Raw genomic sequence first — 21,397 nt, forward strand, 5'->3', positions numbered from 1 at the left:
TTGTAAATGATTAAGGAAATGAAATACCATATCATTGCGCTGCTTTGCTGTTTGGTTGGAGTAGTAAATGCCCAAACCACTAATAAACCGAACATACTGATCATCCTTACCGATCAGCAGACAGCAGATGCGATGAGCGCTGCAGGTAACAAAGACCTCCATACGCCAGCTATGGATAAGCTGGCTGCAAATGGAGTAAGATTTACCAAAGCATATTGTGCCCAACCACTTTGCACACCTTCCAGGACCTCAATTTTTAGTGGTAAAATGCCTTTTGAGACTGGTTTCGTGGGCAACACGCAGGAAAGGGATGGACAATGGCCGGATAGTCTGCTCATGATGGGAAAGATCTTTCAAAATGGAGGATACAAAACCGGATATGTTGGGAAATGGCACCTTCCCGTCCCTAATGGAAAGGTTAGCCAACATGGTTTTGAATACATTCAGAATACTAATTTTTTAGATTATAATGATGGTGCAACACCTGCTTATTGTGCGAGATTTATAAAAGAAAATAAGGATAAGCCTTTTCTGTTGGTAGCCTCATTTTTAAACCCACACGACATCTGTGAATGGGCCCGGGGCGAAGACTTAAAAATGGATGTGCTGGAAGAAGCTCCTCCTGTAGCACAATGTCCGGAATTGCCAGCGAACTGGAATATTCCGGCCAACGAGCCCGAGGTTTTGAGGGAGCAGCAGAAAGTAAGCGCAAGAACCTATCCAACAGTAGGCTGGAATGCAGATCAATGGCGAAAATACCGCTGGGCATACAACCGCCTGGTAGAGAAAGTGGATAAATACATTGAAATGGTGCTCGGGTCTTTAAAAAAGTATAACGTAGAAAAAAACACCATCATCATTTTTACGGCAGATCATGGAGATGGTTATGCGGGCCATAGCTGGAATCAGAAACAGGTGCTCTATGAAGAGGCTGCTAAGGTTCCTTTCATTATCTCTAAAATAGGAGATTGGGCAGCACGTACCGACAGTATGTTGGTATGTAATGGAATTGATATCATTCCGACCATCTGTGGTTTTGCAGAGCTGAAGAAGCCAGCCTATTTAAAGGGAGCAGATCTTGCCAAACGGATTTCCAGCCCGGCTGTAAACCTGAGGGATACGCTGGTGATTGAAACTGATTTTGCAGACAACGAAAATCTTTTGGGGATCAGCGGCAGAGCTGTGATTACCAAAGATTTTAAATACATCGTTTACAATAAAGGTAAGCTCAAAGAACAGCTGTTCGATCTGGATAAAGATCCTGGCGAAATGGACAACCTTTCAGTTAATCCGAAATACCGGAAAAAACTGGCCGCGATCCGTAGTTGCCTGAAGCAGTGGTGCATCAGCAATGGTGATAAATTTACTTCCGGATTATGAGAAGATTATGGACTCTTTTACTCTGCCTGACAGCCATTCAGAGCCTGGCTCAGCATCAACCGGCAATCATTACATTAACGGCCGAAAAACTTCATGCCCGTGTGCGTGAATGGCCGTATCCGGCAAATGGAATCACTGTGCCAACGAATGCCCCGGCATTATTATGGCCGGCAACAAATGGAAAAACAGCAGTACTCCCTATGGAAAGTGGCAGTGCAGTGCCGGAAGATCCGAATATTGGAAATGTACTTTATAAAGTAATGCTGTCCACAGACCGGGATTTTAAAAAAGAAGTGATCAGCAGTGCGGCACAGCGTTGGGCCGTATATCCGCTGCATCAAGCACTTAAACCTGGCAGATGGTTTTGGAAATATGCTTATTCCCTTAAAGGAGTTGTAAAGTGGAGCTGGTCGGAAACTTATGATTTTGTGGTCAGTGCCCGATACGCCAATGCAAAAGTATCACCTCCGGTAAGTACAGTGTTAAAGCGAAATGAAGGTGCACATCCGCTGCTCTGGAACATGAATAGCAGGGGGGAGGATTTCTACCGCAACAACCTGCAAAATCCGGAAGCTAAAATTTTTATCGCTTTTGCTGAAAAACTGATGTTAGCACCCTTACCCGAAGAAAAGCCACAAAGGATAATTGATACCACCGGGAAGACTGCCCTTGAAAAGAAAATTATCGTTGAACGGATGTACCATGGATTCGGCGATGCAGTCGGAACACCTGTGCGGAACCTGTGCATTGCCTATCAGTTAACGAAAGATACCCGTTTTATCCTGGATGCCAAACGCAGGGCGCTGAACCTTGCGAATATGGATCCGAATGGTTTAGCTACAGGAGATGACTTTACCGGTGGAGCAGTTTTGGAAGCTCTGGGCTGGTTTTATGACGCAGGATATCAGCTCTTAACTCCACAAGAAAAAGACCTGTTTGTAAAGGTAATTACCCTGAGGGCCAAAAGGGTATATGACCATCTGCCCAATCGTTTTGAATTGCATGTGAGCGACAATCATGTCTGGCAGATTACCCTGAGAAACCTGGCCATTGCTACCGTTGCTGTCATCAACGATGTACCGGAAGCTAAAGAATGGCTAAGCTATATGTATGAAGTATGGTCTGCAAGATTCCCTGTTCTGGGGACCACCGATGGGGGCTGGCATGAAGGAAACGGATATTTCAGGGTTAACTTTAAATCTGTTATTTACCTGTCGCAGATGTTCGGCGATTTTACTGGAGTGAATTATTTCAATCTTCCCTGGATGCAGAACCTGCCGTATTACCTGTTGTATACACATCCCAACGGTGCCGCTTCTACAGCGATCGGGGACATGTGGGAGAATATTCCCTACATTGTAAACGGGGAAGCCTGGTTTGCAGAAGCACTGAGTTTCAAGCTAAATAACCCTTACCTGAATGCTTATGTAAACCGGATAAAATCAGATCAGCCGGAATTATTCAAAGGAACAGACGATTACCTGTTGTTCCGTTTGTTGAATTACACACCAGACCGTAAATCTCCGGAAAAGTCTTTCGCCGACCTGCCTAAAACACGTCTTTTTAAAGATGTAGGTGTTGCTGCCATGCACGAAGACCTTTCGCATGCGGATAATAGCCTGAGCAGTTACCTGATGAGTAGCCCCTTTGGATCTTCTGGTCACGGGCATGCGTCACAAAACGCATTTACCATCAATTACAAGGGGAAGGTCGTTTTTGGAGGTAGTGGGTATTACAGCAATTTCAGCGATAAGCACAATCTGCTGTATTACAGAAATTCCAAAGCTTATTGTACCATTCTTGCAGATAGTTTAAGTCAGAAAATAGGCGAGGAAGGCTATGGCTGGATCCCACGCGCATTATCAGGCCAGCACATTCAATATGCCTTAGGTGATGCCGGTAATGCTTATGGTGACATCAGGAGTGAGTTTTGGTTGAACCGCTTTAAACAGCTTAATCTTCAACCCGGTAAAGACAATGGTTATGGTGATGCAGGAGTGACCTGCTACCGCAGGCACATGCTTCAGCTGGAGGGCGGTTATATCGTAATATATGATGAACTTGAAGCAAAAAAGCCGGTCAAATGGACCAGCCAGTTCCACACGCCTTACAGTAAGATCGAGGGTCAGGAGATCGAAAATGCCAGCAGACAGGATTTTCTGGTGAAGAATGAAGATGTAATTGCTGCGGCTACTATTTTTGCCTGCAATCCGATCCGGATGACTATACATGATCAATTCTATGAGCCAGCATTGAACTGGAATAAGGTTACTGATGATAAAGGAAACATAAAGGATTTTAAAAATCAATGGCATGCCGGAATTACCTCTTTACCTCAGCAAAGGTTTCGCTTCCTGACCATTATTCAGATTAAGGATGGAAAAGCCGGACTCCTGAAAACTATTGCGGATAAAGACAACAATTGCCACCTTAAGATCGGGAACTGGGAAATACTGGCGCAATTAGACGGAACAAAGCCTGCGGCTTTGCAGGTCATTGGGCAGGAGGCAAAAGCATTGTTCAGTTATGGAAAGCTACCGATCCGTTTTCAGGGTAAAACGTACACCAGGAAGACTAGTGGAAGCTCGGTTTTACTGGAGGTTTCGAATGGGAAGTTAAATAGCCAGGAGGCGACAGACGAGTTGCCCGATGTAGCAAAGTACGATAAAATTAAGAAAACCCCTTAGAAACATTAACTTTATACTTGCTTAGTCTAAACCAAATGTATGCGCTATTCATGAAACCTGATCTACTGCAGATGGACTTTTTCCGGGCCAGAAAAAATGGGGGCTGGCTTTTCGATACCGGTTTGCTACAACTTGTAGCAACCATATTATTCGTATGGTCATTCAGTAACCATGCTTTGGCACAGGTAAGTGACCGCCATTTCAGAAACATCTCCGTTGGAAAAGGGCTTTCGCAGAGTACTGTCTTTTCTGTTAAGCAGGATACTTTGGGCTTTATATGGGTTGGTACTCAGGATGGACTTAACCGCTATGATAGTAAAGGTTTTAAAGTCTACCGCCCGGTAAAAGGAAACCTGAAAAGCTTGCAGTCCTACTATATCCGTACTTTGTTTGTGGATCATGGCGGAAGCTTATGGGTAGGTGGCAACCAGGGGATAAGCCGTTATGACTATGCCAGGGATAGCTTTATCAATTACAAACTACCCCGTAACATTGGTGAATGGTATATCTCCTCGATAACAGAAGACCAGCAGCATAACATTTGGGCAACCTCAATTGTTGGAGGCATATTTAAGCTAAGTCCGGGCGCTAAAGAGTTTAAAGAAGTGAATTTTAATACAGCAAATAACGGAGTCAAAAGGGTCACTTATATCGGCTGCTGGAACCAATATATTTTAATAGGGACAGAGGTTGGCCTTTTTAAGACCGGTAGCGCTAAAAATCAGCTGACAAAAATAGATTTAGGTACGGATAAGCCTTCTGTTAATGAGGTGTATATTGATGGTGACGTCTTTTGGGTAGCTACCGAAGGTGATGGCCTGATCAGGTACAACCCTGAAACGGAACAGAAGAAAATTTATCTGCATCAGTCCGGACTCAACAGCATTGCAGACAATAACATCAGGTGTGTAGGAAAAGACACGGAAGGAAATATCTGGTTGGGGACTTTTAAAGGCTTATCCATTTTAAATTCAGATTCCGGGATATTTGAGAACTATTACCATCAGATCTCTCAGCCTTACACCATTAGCCAGAATTCGGTCAGGTGCTTTTTCAGGGATAAACAAAACGGAATATGGCTGGGAACATTTTATGGCGGATTGAATTATTACCACCGCAACGATATCAAGTTTAACCTGTTAAGTCAGAATACAGGACAGCTATCTCTTAATGATGAGGTAGTGAGTGCCATTAAGGAAGATGCCAAAGGTAATTTCTGGATTGGAACCAATGATAAAGGATTAAACTATTGGGATAGAACAGCCAATCGGCTGAAGTATTTCTCCAGTAATGAGAATAACCCCAATACCTTAGGCGCTAACAACGTTAAAGCTATTGCCTTTGATAACCAGCAGAACATATTGGTAGGTACCCATAGTGGTGGGTTAAGTGTACTCAATCCGGCAACGGGAATGGTAAAACGTTACCTGCATAATGACGGGAATCCGGCCAGTATTGCCGGAAATCTTGTTTATAGTATTTTAAAAGATTATAAGGGAAGGATCTGGGTAGGTACAAGATCCGGATTGGATCAGTTTAACGCGTCAACAGGTTCCTTTTCTCATATCCATCTTGATAAGGCGGGAAAGAGGCTTAGTTCTGATGATATCACTTATCTTTTTGAGGACAGTAAACATCGCATCTGGATCGGAACCACCAACGGAGTAACCTTGTTTTATCCGGATAATCTCCTATTTGCAAATACATTGGATACGCAACTCAATGAAGACATCATTACCTCTATAACCGAAGATGATAACCACAGGATCTGGATCGGCTCCAGGGAAGGAATCAGCCTTTTTAACGAGGCACAGCAAAGATTCATTACCTATAGAGAAAGGAAAGACTTTATTCAGGGAACTGTTTACGGAATACAACCAGATAATGAGGGTAACCTTTGGATTTCAACCAATGCCGGGCTTGTCCGCTATAATCCGGAGAACAAGTCGGCTCAGAATTTCGATGAAAGCGATGGCCTGCAGAATAATCAGTTCAATGATTATGCTTTTTGCAAAGCTAAAGACGGAATGCTTTTGTTCGGTGGAATTAAGGGGATTTCTTATTTTTATCCTTCCAGCATCAGGCAACAACCATTATCTCTGAAAATTCACTTCACCGGGCTTGAGGTCTTCAACCAGAATGTAACCAGCGGCGATGACACTGAAATACTGGAGGGGCATATCGATCAGACGGAGCGACTGGAATTTGCACCTGAATTTAAACAGTTCAGTATTCATTTTAACACCTTTAACTATATTTCCGCTAACCGAACCCATTATTTTTATAAGCTGGAAGGGATTGATACCAAATGGCAGAAAACGGATGATCTGAGAGTTGTTTATAGCAACCTCAGCTCCGGAAACTATCTTTTTAAGATTAAAGCGGTTGGCCCCAGCGGAGAGGTCAGCGCAGAGCGAAGCTTAACGTTGGTGATCATGCCACCATGGTACAACACCACCTGGTTTTATCTGCTGTTGTTGATTTTCCTGATGGGAGCAGGATATGTCGCTTACAGGATTATTGTAGAACGGATCAGAACCCTGCATCAGCTGAAGCTGGAAAGAGTAGATAAGGAAAAGGTTCGCTATATCAATCAGGTTAAGATGGACTTTTTTACCAATGTATCACATGAACTCCGTACACCGCTTACCCTGATCCTTGCCCCTCTGGAAGAAATGATCAAAAAGCCTTCGACAGATAAAACAGTAAACAAGCGCCATGAAATGATGCTGAGCAATGCCCGAAGGTTATATAGCCTGGTAGACCAGCTATTTGAATTCAGAAAAACGGAAACCGGAACAAGACGTTTAAAAGTGGAGAAGAGCGATATTGTAAGCTTTATCCATGAAATTTATGAGTCTTTTAAACCTTTATCGGATAGAAATGAGATCAGGTATACCTATCGTTCTACCCAGGCCAGGTTGCCTTTCTATTTTGATCATGATGCCATGGAAAAGATCATGTTCAATTTACTTTCGAATGCTTTTAAATATACCCGGAAAGGGGATCAGATTAACATAGAGCTTTCTGTGTTAAACGATTATGCTCAGATTAAGATCAGTGATACCGGTGTGGGGATAGGAGAGGACGACTTAAACAAGGTATTTGACCGGTTTTATCAGGTCAATAATCAGGAGATGAACCTGGGGTCCGGTGTTGGTCTGGCGTTCACCAAACGTCTGGTAGAACTTCATCATGGTTCAATTAAAGCAGACAGCACATTGGGCGTAGGGAGTATCTTCAGTGTTTCCATTCCAATGTCTGATGCTGCCTATGATGAACGGGTTAAAGTCGAAAATACCGTGTATGAACTTTCAAGTGGTACTGAAGAGGAAGTGCTGAGAGCGGAAGTTGATGCTTATAGCGATGAAAATACAGAGCTGGCAACTGAAATAACAGAGGGAGAGAAAAGCAAGTTGTTACTGGTGGATGATAATAAAGAGATCCTGGATTATTTAGCCGATTATTTTAAAGAAATTTACGAAGTAACGGTGGCTTTTGATGGCATGATGGCACTCCATATGCTGGAAACTCAAACCTTTGATGTGATCCTGAGTGATGTAATGATGCCCGAATTGAATGGATTGCATTTCTGTAAACGTGTGAAACAAAATATCAATACTTCTCATATCCCGTTGGTGTTACTCACTGCGAAATCCGAGTTGGACCAACAGATAAAAGGTTTGGAAATGGGTGCTGATGATTATATCACCAAGCCTTTTTCAATAGATATGCTGGCCGTTAAAATCAGCAATCTCCTGCGTTCCCGCAAGCGTTTGAAGGAATATTATGGGGGAAACAGAGAAATCGTACCTCAGAACCTGGCCTTCAACAGCCTTGATGAAGAGTTTTTGAAGGAAGCAATAGAGATCGTAGAAAAACACCTTTCTGATTCAGATTTTTCAGTGGATAAGTTTAGCCGTGAGATCGGCATGAGCCGTTCTAACCTCTATTTAAAGTTCAAAGCGATAACGGGAGAGTCGGCAACAGATTTTATTAAGACCATCAGGTTTAAGAAAGCGGTAGAGTTGATGCAAAGTAAACGTTATACCATCGCACAGGTTACCTATATGTGTGGATTTAATTCTCCATCCTATTTTTCAACAGCATTTAAGCAATATTATGGCTGTATGCCTACCGAGTACCTGACCAAACTGGAAAGCGGAACGTTGTAGTGCCGAAAAGTAAACAATGCGGTACTAGCCGCATTGTTTTGTTGTGCTTACCTGGTTGAAATCTTAAACACATATACTGGAATTTCAGGGATTGCCTGCTCCGGTAAGCTGATAATTAAACGATCAGCTTTCATTTCCCATTTTACTTTCTCTTTGCTTCCGGGTAAGGTAATGTCTTTGATGTTTTTGATTTGCCCCAGGGTTTCAGAGACAATTTCAGTTGCTGTCCAGCTTCTTGCAAAAACGTAAATGTGATTTCCTTTTTGATTAAAATAGAGGTCAGGGGAGATTTTTTTCGAAGTAAAATCATTACCCGATTTGCCCATCACATCTTTGTGGTTATCGGTTGCATTTAGGGCATATTCATTCAATGAGCTCCATGGTTTTGTACCATAAATCGCCTCGCCATTCAGTTTCATCCAATGGCCAATTGCGGAAAGATTCTGAATACTTTGATCCGGGAATTCCCCAAGGCTGTTTGGACCAATGTTTAACAGCAGGTTCCCACCTTTACAAACGATTTCTACCAGGTTTCTAACGAGTAATTCCGGTGATTTCCAGGCCTTGTCAAACTTGCTGAAGCCCCATTTTCCACTCATGGTAATGCAACTTTCCCAGGGTTTCAGTTCCGCACCAGCTAAAATTTTCTGTTCTGATACTGCGTAATCTCCAAATCCGTTTCCTACACGGCTATTGACGATACAGTTAGGCTGAAGGGAAAGAATGAGTTTTCTCAGGCTTTCACTTTGTGCAGGTGTGGTCCCTTCGGGGGTATCAAACCAGATGACACCTATCGGGCCATATTGGGTTAACAATTCCCTGAGCTGAGGTTTTACCTTATTTTCAATATATTTGTTATAGTCTTTGACCTTTTCATCCGGGAAATCCCAGGTATTTCCTGATTTGCTGCCCTCATGTGCCCAGGTGGCATCCGGACTTGCCCAATCTCTGCCTAAAGAATAGTAAAAACACATTTTAAGACCATACTTTTTACAGGCCAGGGCCAAATCCTTCATTGGGTCATGATGGAAAGGTGTAGCTTTCACAATATTAAAGGTATCAGAGGGGGAATTGAACATGGCAAAGCCATCATGGTGCTTGGCTGTAATGACGATATACTTCATACCTGCAGCCTTCGCGTATTTTACCCATTCCTCTGCATTGAATTTTACAGGATTGAAACTTTCCCCAATTGCAGCATAAGTTTTCAATGGAATGCGTTCAGCGAACATAAAGTGTTCGTTCCCTTTTTGTGGCTTTCCGTTCCATTCACCGATTGAATACAGGCCCCAATGCAAAAAAAGACCAAACCTGGCTTCCTTCCACCATTGTAATTTATCATGATTGCTTTGTGCAAAAGCCAGGTTGCAAAACATTACCAGGCAAATAATTGATTGTATCGTTTTTTTCATTTTAAATCATCGTAATTTAAGGTTAATCTATCCGTATTTTTTTGCGCTTACCATCAATGATAAGTGTCAGGGTTAAGGCTGTTCCCTGATCGGTTATAAGGTCTTTATCTTCCAGACTGATTTCAGGAATTTTTTTACCATCGAAAGGGTACACAATGCTGATGTAGGATTGGGTATTGTCGTCTGTTTTTGCTTTCTCAAATACAAAAGCAGGCCGTTTAAGCTCGTTTCCATAACTATATGATACTTTTCCCTCTTCTTCCTGAAGGGCAACCTGATCCGTGTTTAAAGACTGGATCAACAGGTTATTGCCATCGCTATAAGTGGTATAAACTTTATTCCCTGTTTTGTCAAATACCGGATTGCTGTCTTCTTTGAGCTGAAAATGAACACCCAGCTTTCCAGTTGCTTTCCCGATGGCTTTATCAATAATCAGGAAATATTTCTGATCGACGAAAAGCACACTGCGCTGATGTTTTAGTCCGGCATAACTGGGATTGGTATAACTAAGGACATCCAGATTTTTCCCTGTTTCCCATTTTTGCTGTTCTGCTTTGGTGATTACCATATTCTGATTGTCCAGGGTAAGTGTGCTGTGCACACGTGATTGCCGGTACCAATCGCGTTGTTTCATAATTTCGACATCACCACTATAAACGAAACATCCGGCATCAGGGCTGAAATTCCTCCCATTTACCCAAAGTTCAAATGTGCCATTATCAGGTTGGGCATGAAACTCTCCCGGAGGGCTCGCTTTCAGTATAAGGATGGTTGAACGCTCGTCCCAGCCATTTCGGAAAGTGTAAAATCCAGCGGTACTTAAGGCGTTCGACAGCCAGTTCGGTTTTTGACCTTCTCTGCCTTCTGAAGCAAAATACCTGATATACGGATTCTGCCCGAATATTTCTGCCCATGACTTGAACTGGTTGATCCGGAATTCCTTTTTTGCCAGCCAGGAGTCGCCGAACATCGGTTGATTATAGTTCGGAAAGGTGATGTTGATGAAGGCCATTACCATTTTCTCAATGGTTTGCTTATAGCTTGGATCGAACTCCGCTTCGAGTCCTGCTTTTTGTGCAGCGCGATAAGCTTTAACAAAGATATCGATGCTTGCTGCATGATATACCGGAGAGAGTTCAAACTGTACACCATCCGGATATACCTGTTTTTTTATCTCTGCATTCAGTACTTCAATCCCACTTTTGCGCCAGTTGGCTGCATCCCGTAATTCGGGAAAGGAAGCGCCGGCAAAAAGGACTCTTTGAGCCTCGAATAGACGGTGATTGCCTTCAGTAGCATAATGACCTGGCAGGTAGTCTGCCTGCTGATGATAGCTCTTAAGAAAAAGCATCAGAAATTCAGGGGTAAAATGGGCTGAATTGATAAATATGCTGAGGGTAGGAATCAGGTTTTGTACACGGTCTGATACTTCCAGAGGGCGCCATGCAAAGCGGTCGTTATCCTTCGAGAGGCCCAGGGGATTCTTCTTTGCCCAGTCCTGGTACTGAAATATCCATTCCCTTGCATAGTCTTCTTTTTTAGTCTTTCGATAGGTCAATGCCATGCTGAGAAACCATTTCAACCGATGTAATTGCCAACGTACCTCGTTGTCTTTTACGGGCCAAAGCTGCCAGTTGATGTCTTTTCCAAAATCAAAGAAACCATAACTCTCCTGGGTTTTGAAATGATGATTCAGGGCATTGTCTGCAATTTCCTTCGTCTTTGAATCCAATGCACCTGTGGTGTCTACCGGTATTTCCATGTTACTGAAATCTGGTTTTTTTGTACCCATTTTTGTGCGGTAATATTGCAGTAAAACTGATGCGGCCTTGGTATATTCACCGGTGTTCACCTGATGTTTTACCTGTTCAAGTCCCGGATAATTGAGGTCAATAATATCGAAGCTTTCCTTGTTAATTGTCTGTGACAGACCCACTTTTGCCTGTAAAATTAATAGACAGTATAGCATTGTTATTTTTAAGTGCATGTCTCTTGTGTTTTATTGATTTAGGTTTTTCTTCAATGTTTTTGATTTTCCGTTGATCAGCAATGTAATGTCCAGCAATCCTTTGTTTAAGTCGTTTCCGGCATTTTCTTTTATCGTAACCAAAGGCGGTATTTTTCCCTGAAAAGGATAGAGTATCGTCATAAATGAACTGATTTCCGGACCGTTTTTTTCTTTTTCAAATGCGAATGCCGGACGTGGAGCTTCCTTTTGATAAGCATAAGAGACAAAGCTTTCTTCTGTTTTAAGGCTTGCTTTTGAGGGGTTTAGCAGTTGGATCAAAAGGTTATTGTTGTCTGTATAGCTGGTGTAAACCTGTAGTTTGCCCGGATCAGTTTTAGGCTGGGCATCTTCTTTTAGTACATAATGTATATCCAGACGTCCCTGAGCATCACCTATCGCCCTGTCTACAATCAGAAAGTAAGTTTTATCTACAAAAAGGATGCTGCGTTGGTGCGTTAAGTTTTGGTAACTGGGATTGCTAAATGTCAGCCGGTCTAAGGTCGGACTGGCTTCCCATTTCTGATCAAAAGCTTTGTTAATATCTGTAGTCTGGTCGTCTAGTGTAAGCGTCTGGTGTACTTTAGTGGAGCGGTACCAGTCTCTTTTTGTATTTTTTTGTCCGCCAAGATTTGCATATATAAAGCTTCCGGGCTCTGGTGTAAAGTTTCGGCCCTTCACCCAAAGGTCAAAGGTTCCGTTGTCCGGATGTGAGTGAAATGAGGCTGGAGGACCGGCCTTTACCTGCATTACGATTGCTTTTTCTGTCCAGCCATTTCTAAAAGCATAGAAGCCGGCATTTGGCAATGCAGTCGACAGACCGTCCGGAGCTTGTCCTTTTGCTCCATCGGTAGCATAGTATTCAATAACCTTGTTATCGGGGAAAACTTTCGCCCAATTCTGATAGTCTCTGAGCATTGCGGTTTTATTAGTCAGGAATGAATTGCCATATAATGGAAAAGTATAATCAGGAAAGGAGTATTTTCCAACAGCCAGGATCATCTTCTCCACCAAATCGCTATAGTTTTTAGGGAACTCTTTGGACAGTCCTGCCAATTGCGCAATTTGGAGGGCATCGAGAAAAATTTTAATTGTACCAATGTGGTAGGAGGGCGAAAGTTCAAATTGAACACCATCTGGCAAAACCTGTTTTTTTATTTCATGGTTCAACACCTCAATTCCACTTTTTCGCCATGCGGCTGCATGCTGCAATTCCGGAAAATTGGCACCTGCGTACATCAAATGCAGGGCTTCATATAAGCGGTGATTGCCAATATCAGTATAATTGGCCATTACGTAATCAGACTGCTCATTATAGGATTGCAGAAATTCCATAAGAAATGCCGGCGTGAAGTTCGGTGAATTTAGAAAGAGGTTAAAATAACCCGACCAATGGTTTAGCCTGAAGGAAACCACAAATGCTTTCCATGCATAATCTTTATCATCCGGATAAGCACCTCGTTTGTTCTTTTTTACCCAGTCACGGAGCTCAAAGACCCACTCTTTGGCATAACGTTCGTCGCCGGTAGAGCGGTAAACCAGGCCTAGAGGTTCCCAAAACGCCGTCCGATGTAAGAATGTACTGAGTAACTGGTCTTTGACCGGACGGTATTGCCAGTTGATGTCCTGGCCATAATTGAAAGCAGGGTAGCCTTTATGTGGTTTAAACTGATGTTTTAAAATGTTGTCGGCAAGTCCTCTGGTTTCTTCGTTTATCTTTTTTCCGGCAAAGGATTTATTGTCGGAGAGGTTAAAACTGAGGTGTTTTACTCCGCTGCGATTGCGATAATAGTCCAGCAACAATTTTGCGGCTTGCTCGTATTGTTCATCTCCAACTGCTTTATTTACATTCTCCAGGCCGGGATAGGAAAGGTTGACCGTGCTAAAGCTTTCTTTGGTAAGAGGAGCATCCTGTGCTTTCAAATTCATCCCCAGACCAATTAATGTCAGAAGGAAAACAACGCTTAATTTCATGTGGTGGTTTTGGTTATAGGTTAAAGCTGCGATCTATGGTTTAGCAATGGTGAAGTTAAGCTTGCCAAAGGAAAGCGGCTTTTGATTTTTGCTATAAATATTTTGAAATTGTCTATCCGCGGATACTCATTAGTCAATATCGATGGTTTTTTGCTCAAATTTAAAAGCGTTCGCTTCATGATCCTTTTAAATTCGTTTATTAAACCAGACTCATATATGATAACCTTAAAAAACACAGGCATGTCGCAATCTTATGCTATCGGAATTGATGTTGGCGGATCTTCGCTAAAATGCGGAGTAGTAAGCCAGGACGGTAAAATTTTATATTCTACGATCGTATCATTAAAAAACGCAAAAACTGAAAGCGCAATTATTGAGCTCATTGCAGAAACGATACAAGGCTGTGCAAAGCGGATTAAACGTCCTATTCTTGGCGTTGGGATAGGGTTTCCAGGGATTATTGATGACAATAAAGTTATTGCAGGTGCCGATAATTTGCCTGGATTTAAACAATTGGGGTTGAGTGAAATTTTGCAGGACCTAACAGATTACACTATCGTAATGGAGAATGATGCCAATTTAATGGGCCTTGGAGAGATGATCTATGGCGCTGCCAAAAATTGTAGTGATGTGGTTTTTCTAACAGTGGGTACAGGGATTGGAGGGGCAGTTATGATTGATCATAAACTTTATGCCGGATATAGAAACAGGGGAACAGAATTAGGTCATATTGTAATACAGCACAATGGTTTGGATTGTGCATGTGGCGGAAAGGGATGTTTAGAAGCCTATGCATCAATTCCTGCATTACTTAGTTATTATCAGTTTATTCATCCTGGTTTATCTGAAGTAGAAGAGGTAGACGGTAAATATATCATAGAAAAATATCTCGAGGGAGAAGCATATGCTGTTAAGGCTATGGGCTTACATTTCGATTATATGGCAACAGGAATTATTAGCTTCATTAACATATTCAGTCCACAAAAAATCGTTATTGGGGGTGGTATCAGCGAAGCGGGTTCTTTTTATACCAGAGAAATAGCAAAAAGGATAAAATCACCGGTGGTTCCGGTTTCATCAACTGATGCGCTTGTGGTTTCGGCCAAACTGGGCAATAAAGCTGGTTTATTGGGCTGTGCGGCAAATGTTTTTGAAAAAATCAAAGCATTTTAAAATGAAACGGAATAACTTTCTCGTTGGGATGATATTGCTGATCTGGTTTGTGATCTCTTTCGTGACCAATATCCTTGGACCATTAATGCCAATTATCATACAAACCTACAAACTTAGTTTAACCATGGCCGCATTTTTACCCTTTTCGTTCTTTTTGGCCTATGGTATTATGTCTATCCCAGCGGGAATTCTGATTGAAAGAATAGGGGAAAAGAAGTCGATTTTAATCGCATTCTCTTTAAATCTGGCAGGTTCATTGGCCTTTGCATTGCAACCAACTTATGTTATGGCTTTGGGCTCCTTATTTACTATTGGTATTGGCATGGCAATGTTGCAGGTGATTATCAACCCCTTGATGCGTATCGCCGGAGGTGAAGAAAACTTTGCCTTTTATTCGGTTATGGCACAGCTGGTTTTTGGTCTGGCCTCATTTATCAGCCCCTTTGTTTTTACTGGATTGTTAAAAGCGCTCGGACCTGATCAGCACAGCTTGCTTTCGTCTGCATTTGATCATCTGATTCAGAACGGGTTGAGCTGGACAATAATGTACTGGCTATTTAGTGTTATTTTTATATTGATGCTGTTGGTGATCGCAATGGTAAAAATGCCTGTTGTAAATTTACGGGATGATGAAAAAGCAGGTACGGCTACTACCTACCTGGATCTGCTAAAAAGAAGAGAGGTATGGTTGTTTTTTCTAGGTATTGTCGCTTATGTAGGTACTGAGCAATCTATAGCCAATTGGATGTCTCAGTTCTTAAGTGCCTACCATCATCTCGATCCAGGTGTGGAAGGAGCAAGTGCGGTGGCCTGGTTTTGGGGATTAATGACTTTGGGCTGTTTACTTGGGTTGGGTATTTTAAAACTTTGGGATTCAAAAAGTGTGTTGAAGGTTGCGTGTATGCTTGCTATAATTGCAATTTCCTATGCCTTATTCGGAAGTAAGAATGTAGCATTATGGGCATTCCCTATTGCTGGTTTTACCATTTCAGTCCTATTTTCCATTGTTTTTTCTTTGGCTTTAAATTCTATCCCTAAAAATCATGGGTCGTTTTCAGGTATCTTATGTTCTGGCATTTTTGGAGGAGCATTAGTACCCCTGATTATTGGCTCTTTAGGCGATTGGTTTGGACTACGTTATGCGATGTTATTTTTATACGTCACATTGGGCTATATTCTTTTTTTAGGGTATTATGCCAAACCAATTGTAAGTAATAAAACCGTTGATCTCAGGAATTTTTTTTAATATCAAGGTCAGTTACTCCGCACCAGTCTTATGTAAATTTTATTTAATACCTGATAAAAACAAAAAAGCCTGAAATCTTACGATTCCAGGCTTTTCAAAAGGTGTTGATACCTTGGCGGAGAGTGGTGGAATTGTACCCCGGGTTAAAATCTCGCTTTAATATGGTGTCTGGATGGTTTGTGATTGGTGACTCACCGAATCACTCACCTATCTTGTTTCTCTTTTGTAGCTGCAAATGCTATGTCACTAATTTAGATATTGAATTCTTATTCATGCTATGAATTTGGGTTGATTACGGCCTTAAGTACTGACGAAAAGCGCAGGCCCTTAGATGTTTTTATATCTTAATTTTTAATGTTAATTAAGTTAACCACCACCTTTACCATCATCTCTTTTTCATCCGACTTACTTTCTGCGATCATTAGAGTTAATGCCACTAATGCATTATCGGCGATTCGCTTAGAACTATCTGTTCTATAAAGAATATTGTTTTTGTCTAAGAACCAAACAAAAAGATAGGCAGCTATTCGTTTATTTCCATCTGAAAAGGAGTGGTTTTTAACAACAAAGTACAATAGATTAGCCGCTTTTTCTTCAACACTCGGGTACAAGTCTATACCAGCAAATGTTTGATATATTGTGGAAATTGAGCTTTTAAAAGATTCATCTTTTTCATTTCCAAATAATGAACTGCCTCCGAACTTATCTTTGAGATCATGTATTGCTTGTTTTGCTTCGTTATAGTTTATAACAAATAGTTCTAGAGCTGTTGTTCCTTCAATGGCTAACTGCTGATGGTCATATTTGTCAAGAATATCCAGCGCATATGCATAATCAGTTACTACTCTCAATAATCCGGTGGCTTCGTCGGAGTTTAGTGGCCTGTTTTCTAATATATTACTTAATAATCCTACAGTGTTCTTCAAGGATTTTAATTGGTCGTTCTGTTCTCTTAATCGTGTCTCGTTTAAAGAGTAGCCTTTCACTAAATATTCCTTCAGAATTTTATTCGCCCAAATGCGAAATTGGGTGCCTAGTTTTGAATTTATTCTATAACCAACTGAAATGATAAGATCCAAATTGTAGTGAATTACCTCTCTTTTTATAGTTCTTGAGCCTTCTGTTTGAACTTGTGCAAATTTTGCACAGGTTGATATCTCCTCTAATTCTCCAGCTTTATATATATTTCTGATGTGTTTCGCTAATGAGGTTCTGTCTGTTTTGAAAAGTTCAGCAAGTTGATGTTGGTTTAGCCAAATACTATCATTTTCCAGTTTAACTTCAATAGAAGTATTTCCGTCTTTAGTTTGATAAATAGTAATTTGATCTTTAGTTGCCATAATCTGGATGGAATAGGTACGAACCTATATAAAAAGTATGAATAAAACACAGATCAAGGATTAAAAAATTTTACAGTCTATGGAGGTGATGGATGATGTCATTGTTGCAAATACCCCACATTATTTGCTGGTTATTGACCAGGATAATGGCAAGCTTTTAAAGCAGAAGCATTTTGCAGACCGGGAAACGATTGGGCAAATCAAATATTATAATGGATTTTACTATTACCTCTGTTCGGATAACAATTTATATAAGATTGATCAGGATTTGAAAGACGAAACTGTGGTGGCAAAGAATATCAAATATCAAACCGAAAGAGCCATTGATGATACTTATATAGAGTTGTATTGAGGTTAACAACTATTTCTTTGTTTAAAGATGTAGGAGGTTAAGCAGGCAGAGACAACTGTTTTTGTCACTGCCTGTTTTAAGATGAAAGGTGAGGTAATACTTATTTACAGTGCTATATTAATATTTTACATCAAAATTCGTCGAGCCGGCGGGATTCTATCGCCATTCTTAATTAAATTTGAATACAGCCAAAATGATAATTGTAAGAAATATTGTTACTTGTAATGTGTAAAATAATTTGATTTTTAAGTTGACCGCTCTTACTTTACTTTTTAAATCGGGGCCGCCTGCTCTAATTAAATTTTTTAATTTCGATTGCTGCCTTCCGCCGAAAAAGGATCCGTTAAGAATAAGGGCAACTATTAAACCCATTTTAACTTGAAACCATATTTGTTCACCAAAGGCCCCTTGAGTGACTAAAAATAAACCAGTTCCTGAAGCAATTAACAAGATTCCCCCAGCAATTAGAAGGACCGACAACTTTGACATTATTTCAAGAAGGGCAAGTGATTTCTCTTTTTCAAACTCAAATTTCTTAGAAAAATTATTAAAAATAATAAAGTCCACTGCGGTATGTCCAACCATCAATATCAACCCTGATAAATGCAGAATTAAACATATTTGTAATATTAGCAATGCATTCATGACTGTAGCGAGGTTGAATGTTTATCGTTGAACAGCAAAAAGCTGGTTCCCATCATGTATAAAGCCGTTAACCCGTGCAGAAGCAAGTGCTGCAAATCCGATGGCCCGTTTGTTTCGAGTATGATCAAACAATCTGTAACCGGGATAATAATGGAGGCAGTGAAAACCAATGCAGCGGCTTTTCTCATTTTAAAAAACAAAGGTAGCAGAAGTACTATACCGGAAAATATATCACGGATACCTTTTATTCTTCCATATGGAAGATCATCAGGATTAGTCATAGGAATACCATATCCGGCCGCGTTAGATGATGGGCTAATGATAAATGCAGCTCCGATAAAGATAATGCCCAGTGCAATTGGTAGGACCATCCAAAAGGATACAGAACGAATATCCCATTGTTGTGTTTCATGTGTTGTTTTCATATTATTATTATTATTATTGTTTTTACAACACAAAATTCAGCAACAGAAAACTTCTATTCATTCACCCAGGTTAATTAATGATTTCGCGAGATACGTTTACGGATACGACTTAGTGACTGCGGTTTAATACCGACATACGAAGCAATATAATACTGGGGGATACGCTGTGCCACATCAGAATAGTTACTAACAAATTTATTATACCGTACTTCGGGCAGGTCGGTGTACAAAGAAATGATCTGGTTGGCCGCGCTCACAAATACTTGTTCTATTGCCAAACGTCCGAACCGTTCGCCTGTAGTTACCTCTTTATAGAATTGCTGGATATCGGTGTGACTGATCATCCATATTGTGCTGTCCTCTATTGCCCGAATATTAAGGTTCGAAGGAGTTTGGGTCAGAAAGCTCATGTTATCGCATACAAACTCATTTTCTTTATTGAAATAGGTGGTTTTCTCCTCTCCATCCTGGTTAATATAATACCTGACAAGGCCGGTTTCAATAAAAATGACGTGACGACAAATGTTGCCTTCTTCGAGCAAATACTCACCCTTTTTTAGTTCTTTCTTATGAAATAGAGTGCGAATTATTATTTCGTCGTTAGAAGAAAGCTGCACATAACTTTTAATCTTTTTTATCAACAAGTCCATAGCCCTAAAATTAAGCAAAAATCACAATTTTGGCGAATGGGATAATTTGCTGCTCTGAAGAGTTTCGTCGCTTACTAACATTGATTACCTAGTACAACAGTAACTTTTATCTCATTAAAGCTGGCTAAGTTATTAAATTCTCTGACCTTGCTGTCTATTCAAATGTAGCAGCTCCAATGTGACGCTCATATTTTATTAGTTTCATATTATTTCTCCAATTTACTCACCGAATCACTCACCAATCTTATATGAATTTAGGAGAATTTTGATGCCTGATAAAAACAAAAAAGCCTGCTATCTTACGATTTGCAGGCTTTTTCTTGGTTTTGATACCATAGTGGCGGAGAGTGGGGGATTCGAACCCGCGGACCCTTTGACAAGTCAACAGTTTTCAAGACTGCCGCAATCGACCACTCTGCCAACTCTCCGCGACAAAAGTACAAATACCGCTTGATTCTGCAAATTATGAATCAGATAATTTAACGAAAACTTGATAAGCCCTTAAAGATGAGTTAGAAAAATTTTTTATCTTTCTGAATTACCCGTGTCAGAAGGCGTTTTTTTGAACATATTGAAGTTCGGCCTGATGATTTTCACACTTCTTTTCGATAAATCTACGCTCGCATTGAGCTCAAATCCGACCAATAAGATCAAAGAATTGAGATAAAGCCAGATCATCAGGACAATTAAAGTACTGATCGAACCATATACTTTATTGTAGGAACTGAAATTGTTGATGTAAAAAGAGAAGCCCCAGATTGTTAAAAATGCGAGAATGGTTGCCAGACAGGAGCCTGCGCTAAAGAATTTCCATTTCTTCGCATGTGCCGGTCCGTATTTGTATAGAATGGAAATCGTCACAAAATAAAGAATTCCCAGGAGCGACCATCGGGTCAGCTGAATCACGTAGGCAATAAAGTTTCCTTTAATGTTCAACTCTCCATCTATATAATTTAAAGCCACTTCTCCAATCGTCATGGCAACGATACATATGATCACTGATAGGGCAATGGCTACCGTTAGTAATATCGCTATTAAGCGTTGTTTTACCCAGGTCCTGGTTTCTATGATCAGGGACGACTTATTAAAAGCCATCATGAGGCTATGTACGCCATTTGTGGCGAAGAATAAGGACAGGAAGAAACCAAAGGATAACAATCCGCGGTTAGGCTTGTTGACGATCTCATTTAAAGTCGTTTCAAAGGCTCTGTAAGCATCGGCTGGCAGGATGAGCACAATGAAGTCCATCAGCTGCTTCTGGAAGCCTATACGTCTTGGGATAAATGGAATTAAGGTAAAGAGAAAGATGATGGCAGGAAATAGTGCCAACATGAAGTTATAAGCAAGGGAAGAAGCCTTATTGACTAAAGAATCCTTCCCAATCTCTTTGAAAAAAAAAGAAGCAACAGTATAAAGCGGTAGCGGGCTGAAACCAGGAAGTACACATACTTTGGTCCAGGCGATAAACAAAGCATAAATCCTGACTTTTAATAATTGCCTATGTACCCACTCCATCTATCAAATTTAATTAAAAAATCCTTTTAACTTTTCCATGAAATTTTCAGGAGGAGTGCAAGGTTTATTTTTCGCCATATCTACAAATACCAGGGTTGTTTTTCCGATGTTGATCAGTTCCCCGGCTTCATTGAACAATTCATATACAAAATGTATACGCACTCCCGGAAGGTCATGGATCGTCGTTTTAATGGTGATCTCCTGATCATACAATGCCGGTTTGATGTACTTACAATTTAGCTCTAAAACAGGCATCATCACTCCGCTGCTTTCCATACCGGCATAATCCATCCCCAGGCTTCGAAGCATTTCTACCCTTGCCACCTCGTAATACTCCGCGTAATTGCCATAATATACGTATCCCATCTGGTCCGTTTCTCCGTAACGTACCCTAACTTTAGTGCTATGTGTATACATC

At 40.9% G+C, this 21,397-nt stretch carries 15 protein-coding genes and 1 tRNA gene; 6 read left to right on the forward strand and 10 right to left on the reverse strand.

Going from position 1 to position 21,397, the window contains the following annotated elements:
• Window positions 1-18 precede the first annotated feature (18 nt).
• From BLQ87_RS01580 to BLQ87_RS01590, 3 genes are read left to right on the forward strand one after another with little or no spacing between them, the layout of a single operon-like run.
• Window positions 19-1,380: a sulfatase family protein gene (locus tag BLQ87_RS01580; RefSeq protein ID WP_143010304.1), complete on the forward strand. Its 1,362-nt coding sequence runs from the start codon at window positions 19-21 to the stop codon at window positions 1,378-1,380.
• Window positions 1,377-4,067, forward strand: a complete 2,691-nt coding sequence (locus tag BLQ87_RS01585) for a DUF4962 domain-containing protein (RefSeq protein ID WP_074604326.1) — start codon at window positions 1,377-1,379, stop codon at window positions 4,065-4,067. Before BLQ87_RS01580 ends, BLQ87_RS01585 begins: the two co-directional genes overlap by 4 nt.
• A gap of 50 nt (window positions 4,068-4,117) precedes the next feature.
• Complete coding sequence (locus tag BLQ87_RS01590; protein WP_245723770.1) at window positions 4,118-8,242, forward strand: hybrid sensor histidine kinase/response regulator transcription factor; 4,125 nt, start codon at window positions 4,118-4,120, stop codon at window positions 8,240-8,242.
• Between the two features lie 47 nt (window positions 8,243-8,289).
• On the opposite strand, the gene BLQ87_RS01595 is transcribed toward BLQ87_RS01590, so the two are convergent.
• Genes BLQ87_RS01595 through hepC (BLQ87_RS01605) form a run of 3 tightly spaced genes read right to left on the reverse strand, consistent with a single transcriptional unit; the run spans window position 8,290 to window position 13,633 of the window.
• Window positions 8,290-9,654 (reverse strand): alpha-L-fucosidase, encoded by a 1,365-nt coding sequence (locus BLQ87_RS01595; RefSeq protein ID WP_074604328.1) that lies wholly within the window; start codon window positions 9,652-9,654, stop codon window positions 8,290-8,292.
• A gap of 22 nt (window positions 9,655-9,676) precedes the next feature.
• Window positions 9,677-11,623 (reverse strand): heparin-sulfate lyase HepC, encoded by a 1,947-nt coding sequence (hepC, locus tag BLQ87_RS01600; RefSeq protein ID WP_245723771.1) that lies wholly within the window; start codon window positions 11,621-11,623, stop codon window positions 9,677-9,679.
• A 30-nt stretch (window positions 11,624-11,653) separates the two neighbouring features.
• Window positions 11,654-13,633 carry a heparin-sulfate lyase HepC gene (gene hepC, locus BLQ87_RS01605; protein ID WP_074604332.1) on the reverse strand — a complete coding sequence of 660 codons (1,980 nt, stop codon included), beginning with the start codon at window positions 13,631-13,633 and terminating at the stop codon, window positions 11,654-11,656.
• A gap of 177 nt (window positions 13,634-13,810) precedes the next feature.
• Between hepC (BLQ87_RS01605) and BLQ87_RS01610 the strand changes: the two genes are divergently transcribed.
• The gene (locus BLQ87_RS01610) at window positions 13,811-14,806 is read left to right on the forward strand and encodes an ROK family protein (protein ID WP_245723772.1); all 996 of its coding nucleotides are present in this window, start codon (window positions 13,811-13,813) and stop codon (window positions 14,804-14,806) included.
• A 1-nt stretch (window position 14,807) separates the two neighbouring features.
• Complete coding sequence (locus tag BLQ87_RS01615) at window positions 14,808-16,052, forward strand: MFS transporter (RefSeq protein WP_074604897.1); 1,245 nt, start codon at window positions 14,808-14,810, stop codon at window positions 16,050-16,052.
• Window positions 16,053-16,396: 344 nt separating this feature from the next.
• Here the strand turns inward: BLQ87_RS01615 and rhuM are convergent, their stop codons facing one another.
• Entirely contained in the window at window positions 16,397-17,392 is a 996-nt protein-coding gene (gene rhuM, locus BLQ87_RS01620) for a virulence RhuM family protein/type II toxin-antitoxin system death-on-curing family toxin (RefSeq protein ID WP_074604334.1), read from the reverse strand.
• A 79-nt stretch (window positions 17,393-17,471) separates the two neighbouring features.
• Here rhuM and BLQ87_RS01625 point away from each other — a divergent pair, with 79 nt between their 5' ends.
• On the forward strand, window positions 17,472-17,744 hold the full coding sequence (locus BLQ87_RS01625; RefSeq protein WP_074604336.1) for a hypothetical protein: 273 nt from the start codon (window positions 17,472-17,474) through the stop codon (window positions 17,742-17,744).
• 168 nt (window positions 17,745-17,912) lie between these two features.
• Here BLQ87_RS01625 and BLQ87_RS01630 read toward each other — a convergent pair whose 3' ends face one another.
• From BLQ87_RS01630 to BLQ87_RS01655, 6 genes are all read right to left on the reverse strand, one after another.
• Window positions 17,913-18,389, reverse strand: coding sequence for a DUF2214 family protein (locus BLQ87_RS01630; RefSeq protein WP_074604337.1), 477 nt, complete (start codon window positions 18,387-18,389; stop codon window positions 17,913-17,915).
• Window positions 18,386-18,814, reverse strand: a complete 429-nt coding sequence (locus tag BLQ87_RS01635; protein ID WP_074604338.1) for a DUF4267 domain-containing protein — start codon at window positions 18,812-18,814, stop codon at window positions 18,386-18,388. Before BLQ87_RS01635 ends, BLQ87_RS01630 begins: the two co-directional genes overlap by 4 nt.
• Before the next feature lie 74 nt (window positions 18,815-18,888).
• Complete coding sequence (locus BLQ87_RS01640) at window positions 18,889-19,464, reverse strand: Crp/Fnr family transcriptional regulator (RefSeq protein ID WP_074604340.1); 576 nt, start codon at window positions 19,462-19,464, stop codon at window positions 18,889-18,891.
• Window positions 19,465-19,802: 338 nt separating this feature from the next.
• Window positions 19,803-19,892: transfer RNA gene (locus tag BLQ87_RS01645), tRNA-Ser, on the reverse strand.
• Between the two features lie 97 nt (window positions 19,893-19,989).
• Window positions 19,990-20,979 carry a YihY/virulence factor BrkB family protein gene (locus BLQ87_RS01650; protein ID WP_074604341.1) on the reverse strand — a complete coding sequence of 330 codons (990 nt, stop codon included), beginning with the start codon at window positions 20,977-20,979 and terminating at the stop codon, window positions 19,990-19,992.
• A 9-nt stretch (window positions 20,980-20,988) separates the two neighbouring features.
• Window positions 20,989-21,396 carry an acyl-CoA thioesterase gene (locus tag BLQ87_RS01655; RefSeq protein WP_074604343.1) on the reverse strand — a complete coding sequence of 136 codons (408 nt, stop codon included), beginning with the start codon at window positions 21,394-21,396 and terminating at the stop codon, window positions 20,989-20,991.
• Window position 21,397 lies beyond the last annotated feature (1 nt).

Origin of the sequence: Pedobacter steynii (assembly GCF_900103665.1) — a bacterium.
In the GTDB taxonomy this organism is placed as follows: Bacteria; Bacteroidota; Bacteroidia; order Sphingobacteriales; family Sphingobacteriaceae; genus Pedobacter; species Pedobacter steynii.

Excerpts from the sequence above, each read along its gene's own strand:
- BLQ87_RS01580 (WP_143010304.1), top strand. The coding sequence starts at position 19 with ATGAAATACCATATCATTGCGCTGCTTTGCTGTTTGGTTGGAGTAGTA.
- BLQ87_RS01585 (WP_074604326.1), top strand. The coding sequence starts at position 1,377 with ATGAGAAGATTATGGACTCTTTTACTCTGCCTGACAGCCATTCAGAGC.
- BLQ87_RS01590 (WP_245723770.1), top strand. The coding sequence starts at position 4,118 with ATGAAACCTGATCTACTGCAGATGGACTTTTTCCGGGCCAGAAAAAAT.
- BLQ87_RS01595 (WP_074604328.1), bottom strand. The coding sequence starts at position 9,654 with ATGAAAAAAACGATACAATCAATTATTTGCCTGGTAATGTTTTGCAAC.
- hepC (WP_245723771.1), bottom strand. The coding sequence starts at position 11,623 with ATGCTATACTGTCTATTAATTTTACAGGCAAAAGTGGGTCTGTCACAG.
- hepC (WP_074604332.1), bottom strand. The coding sequence starts at position 13,633 with ATGAAATTAAGCGTTGTTTTCCTTCTGACATTAATTGGTCTGGGGATG.
- BLQ87_RS01610 (WP_245723772.1), top strand. The coding sequence starts at position 13,811 with ATGATCCTTTTAAATTCGTTTATTAAACCAGACTCATATATGATAACC.
- BLQ87_RS01615 (WP_074604897.1), top strand. The coding sequence starts at position 14,808 with ATGAAACGGAATAACTTTCTCGTTGGGATGATATTGCTGATCTGGTTT.
- rhuM (WP_074604334.1), bottom strand. The coding sequence starts at position 17,392 with ATGGCAACTAAAGATCAAATTACTATTTATCAAACTAAAGACGGAAAT.
- BLQ87_RS01625 (WP_074604336.1), top strand. The coding sequence starts at position 17,472 with ATGGAGGTGATGGATGATGTCATTGTTGCAAATACCCCACATTATTTG.
- BLQ87_RS01630 (WP_074604337.1), bottom strand. The coding sequence starts at position 18,389 with ATGAATGCATTGCTAATATTACAAATATGTTTAATTCTGCATTTATCA.
- BLQ87_RS01635 (WP_074604338.1), bottom strand. The coding sequence starts at position 18,814 with ATGAAAACAACACATGAAACACAACAATGGGATATTCGTTCTGTATCC.
- BLQ87_RS01640 (WP_074604340.1), bottom strand. The coding sequence starts at position 19,464 with ATGGACTTGTTGATAAAAAAGATTAAAAGTTATGTGCAGCTTTCTTCT.
- BLQ87_RS01650 (WP_074604341.1), bottom strand. The coding sequence starts at position 20,979 with ATGGAGTGGGTACATAGGCAATTATTAAAAGTCAGGATTTATGCTTTG.
- BLQ87_RS01655 (WP_074604343.1), bottom strand. The coding sequence starts at position 21,396 with ATGTATACACATAGCACTAAAGTTAGGGTACGTTACGGAGAAACGGAC.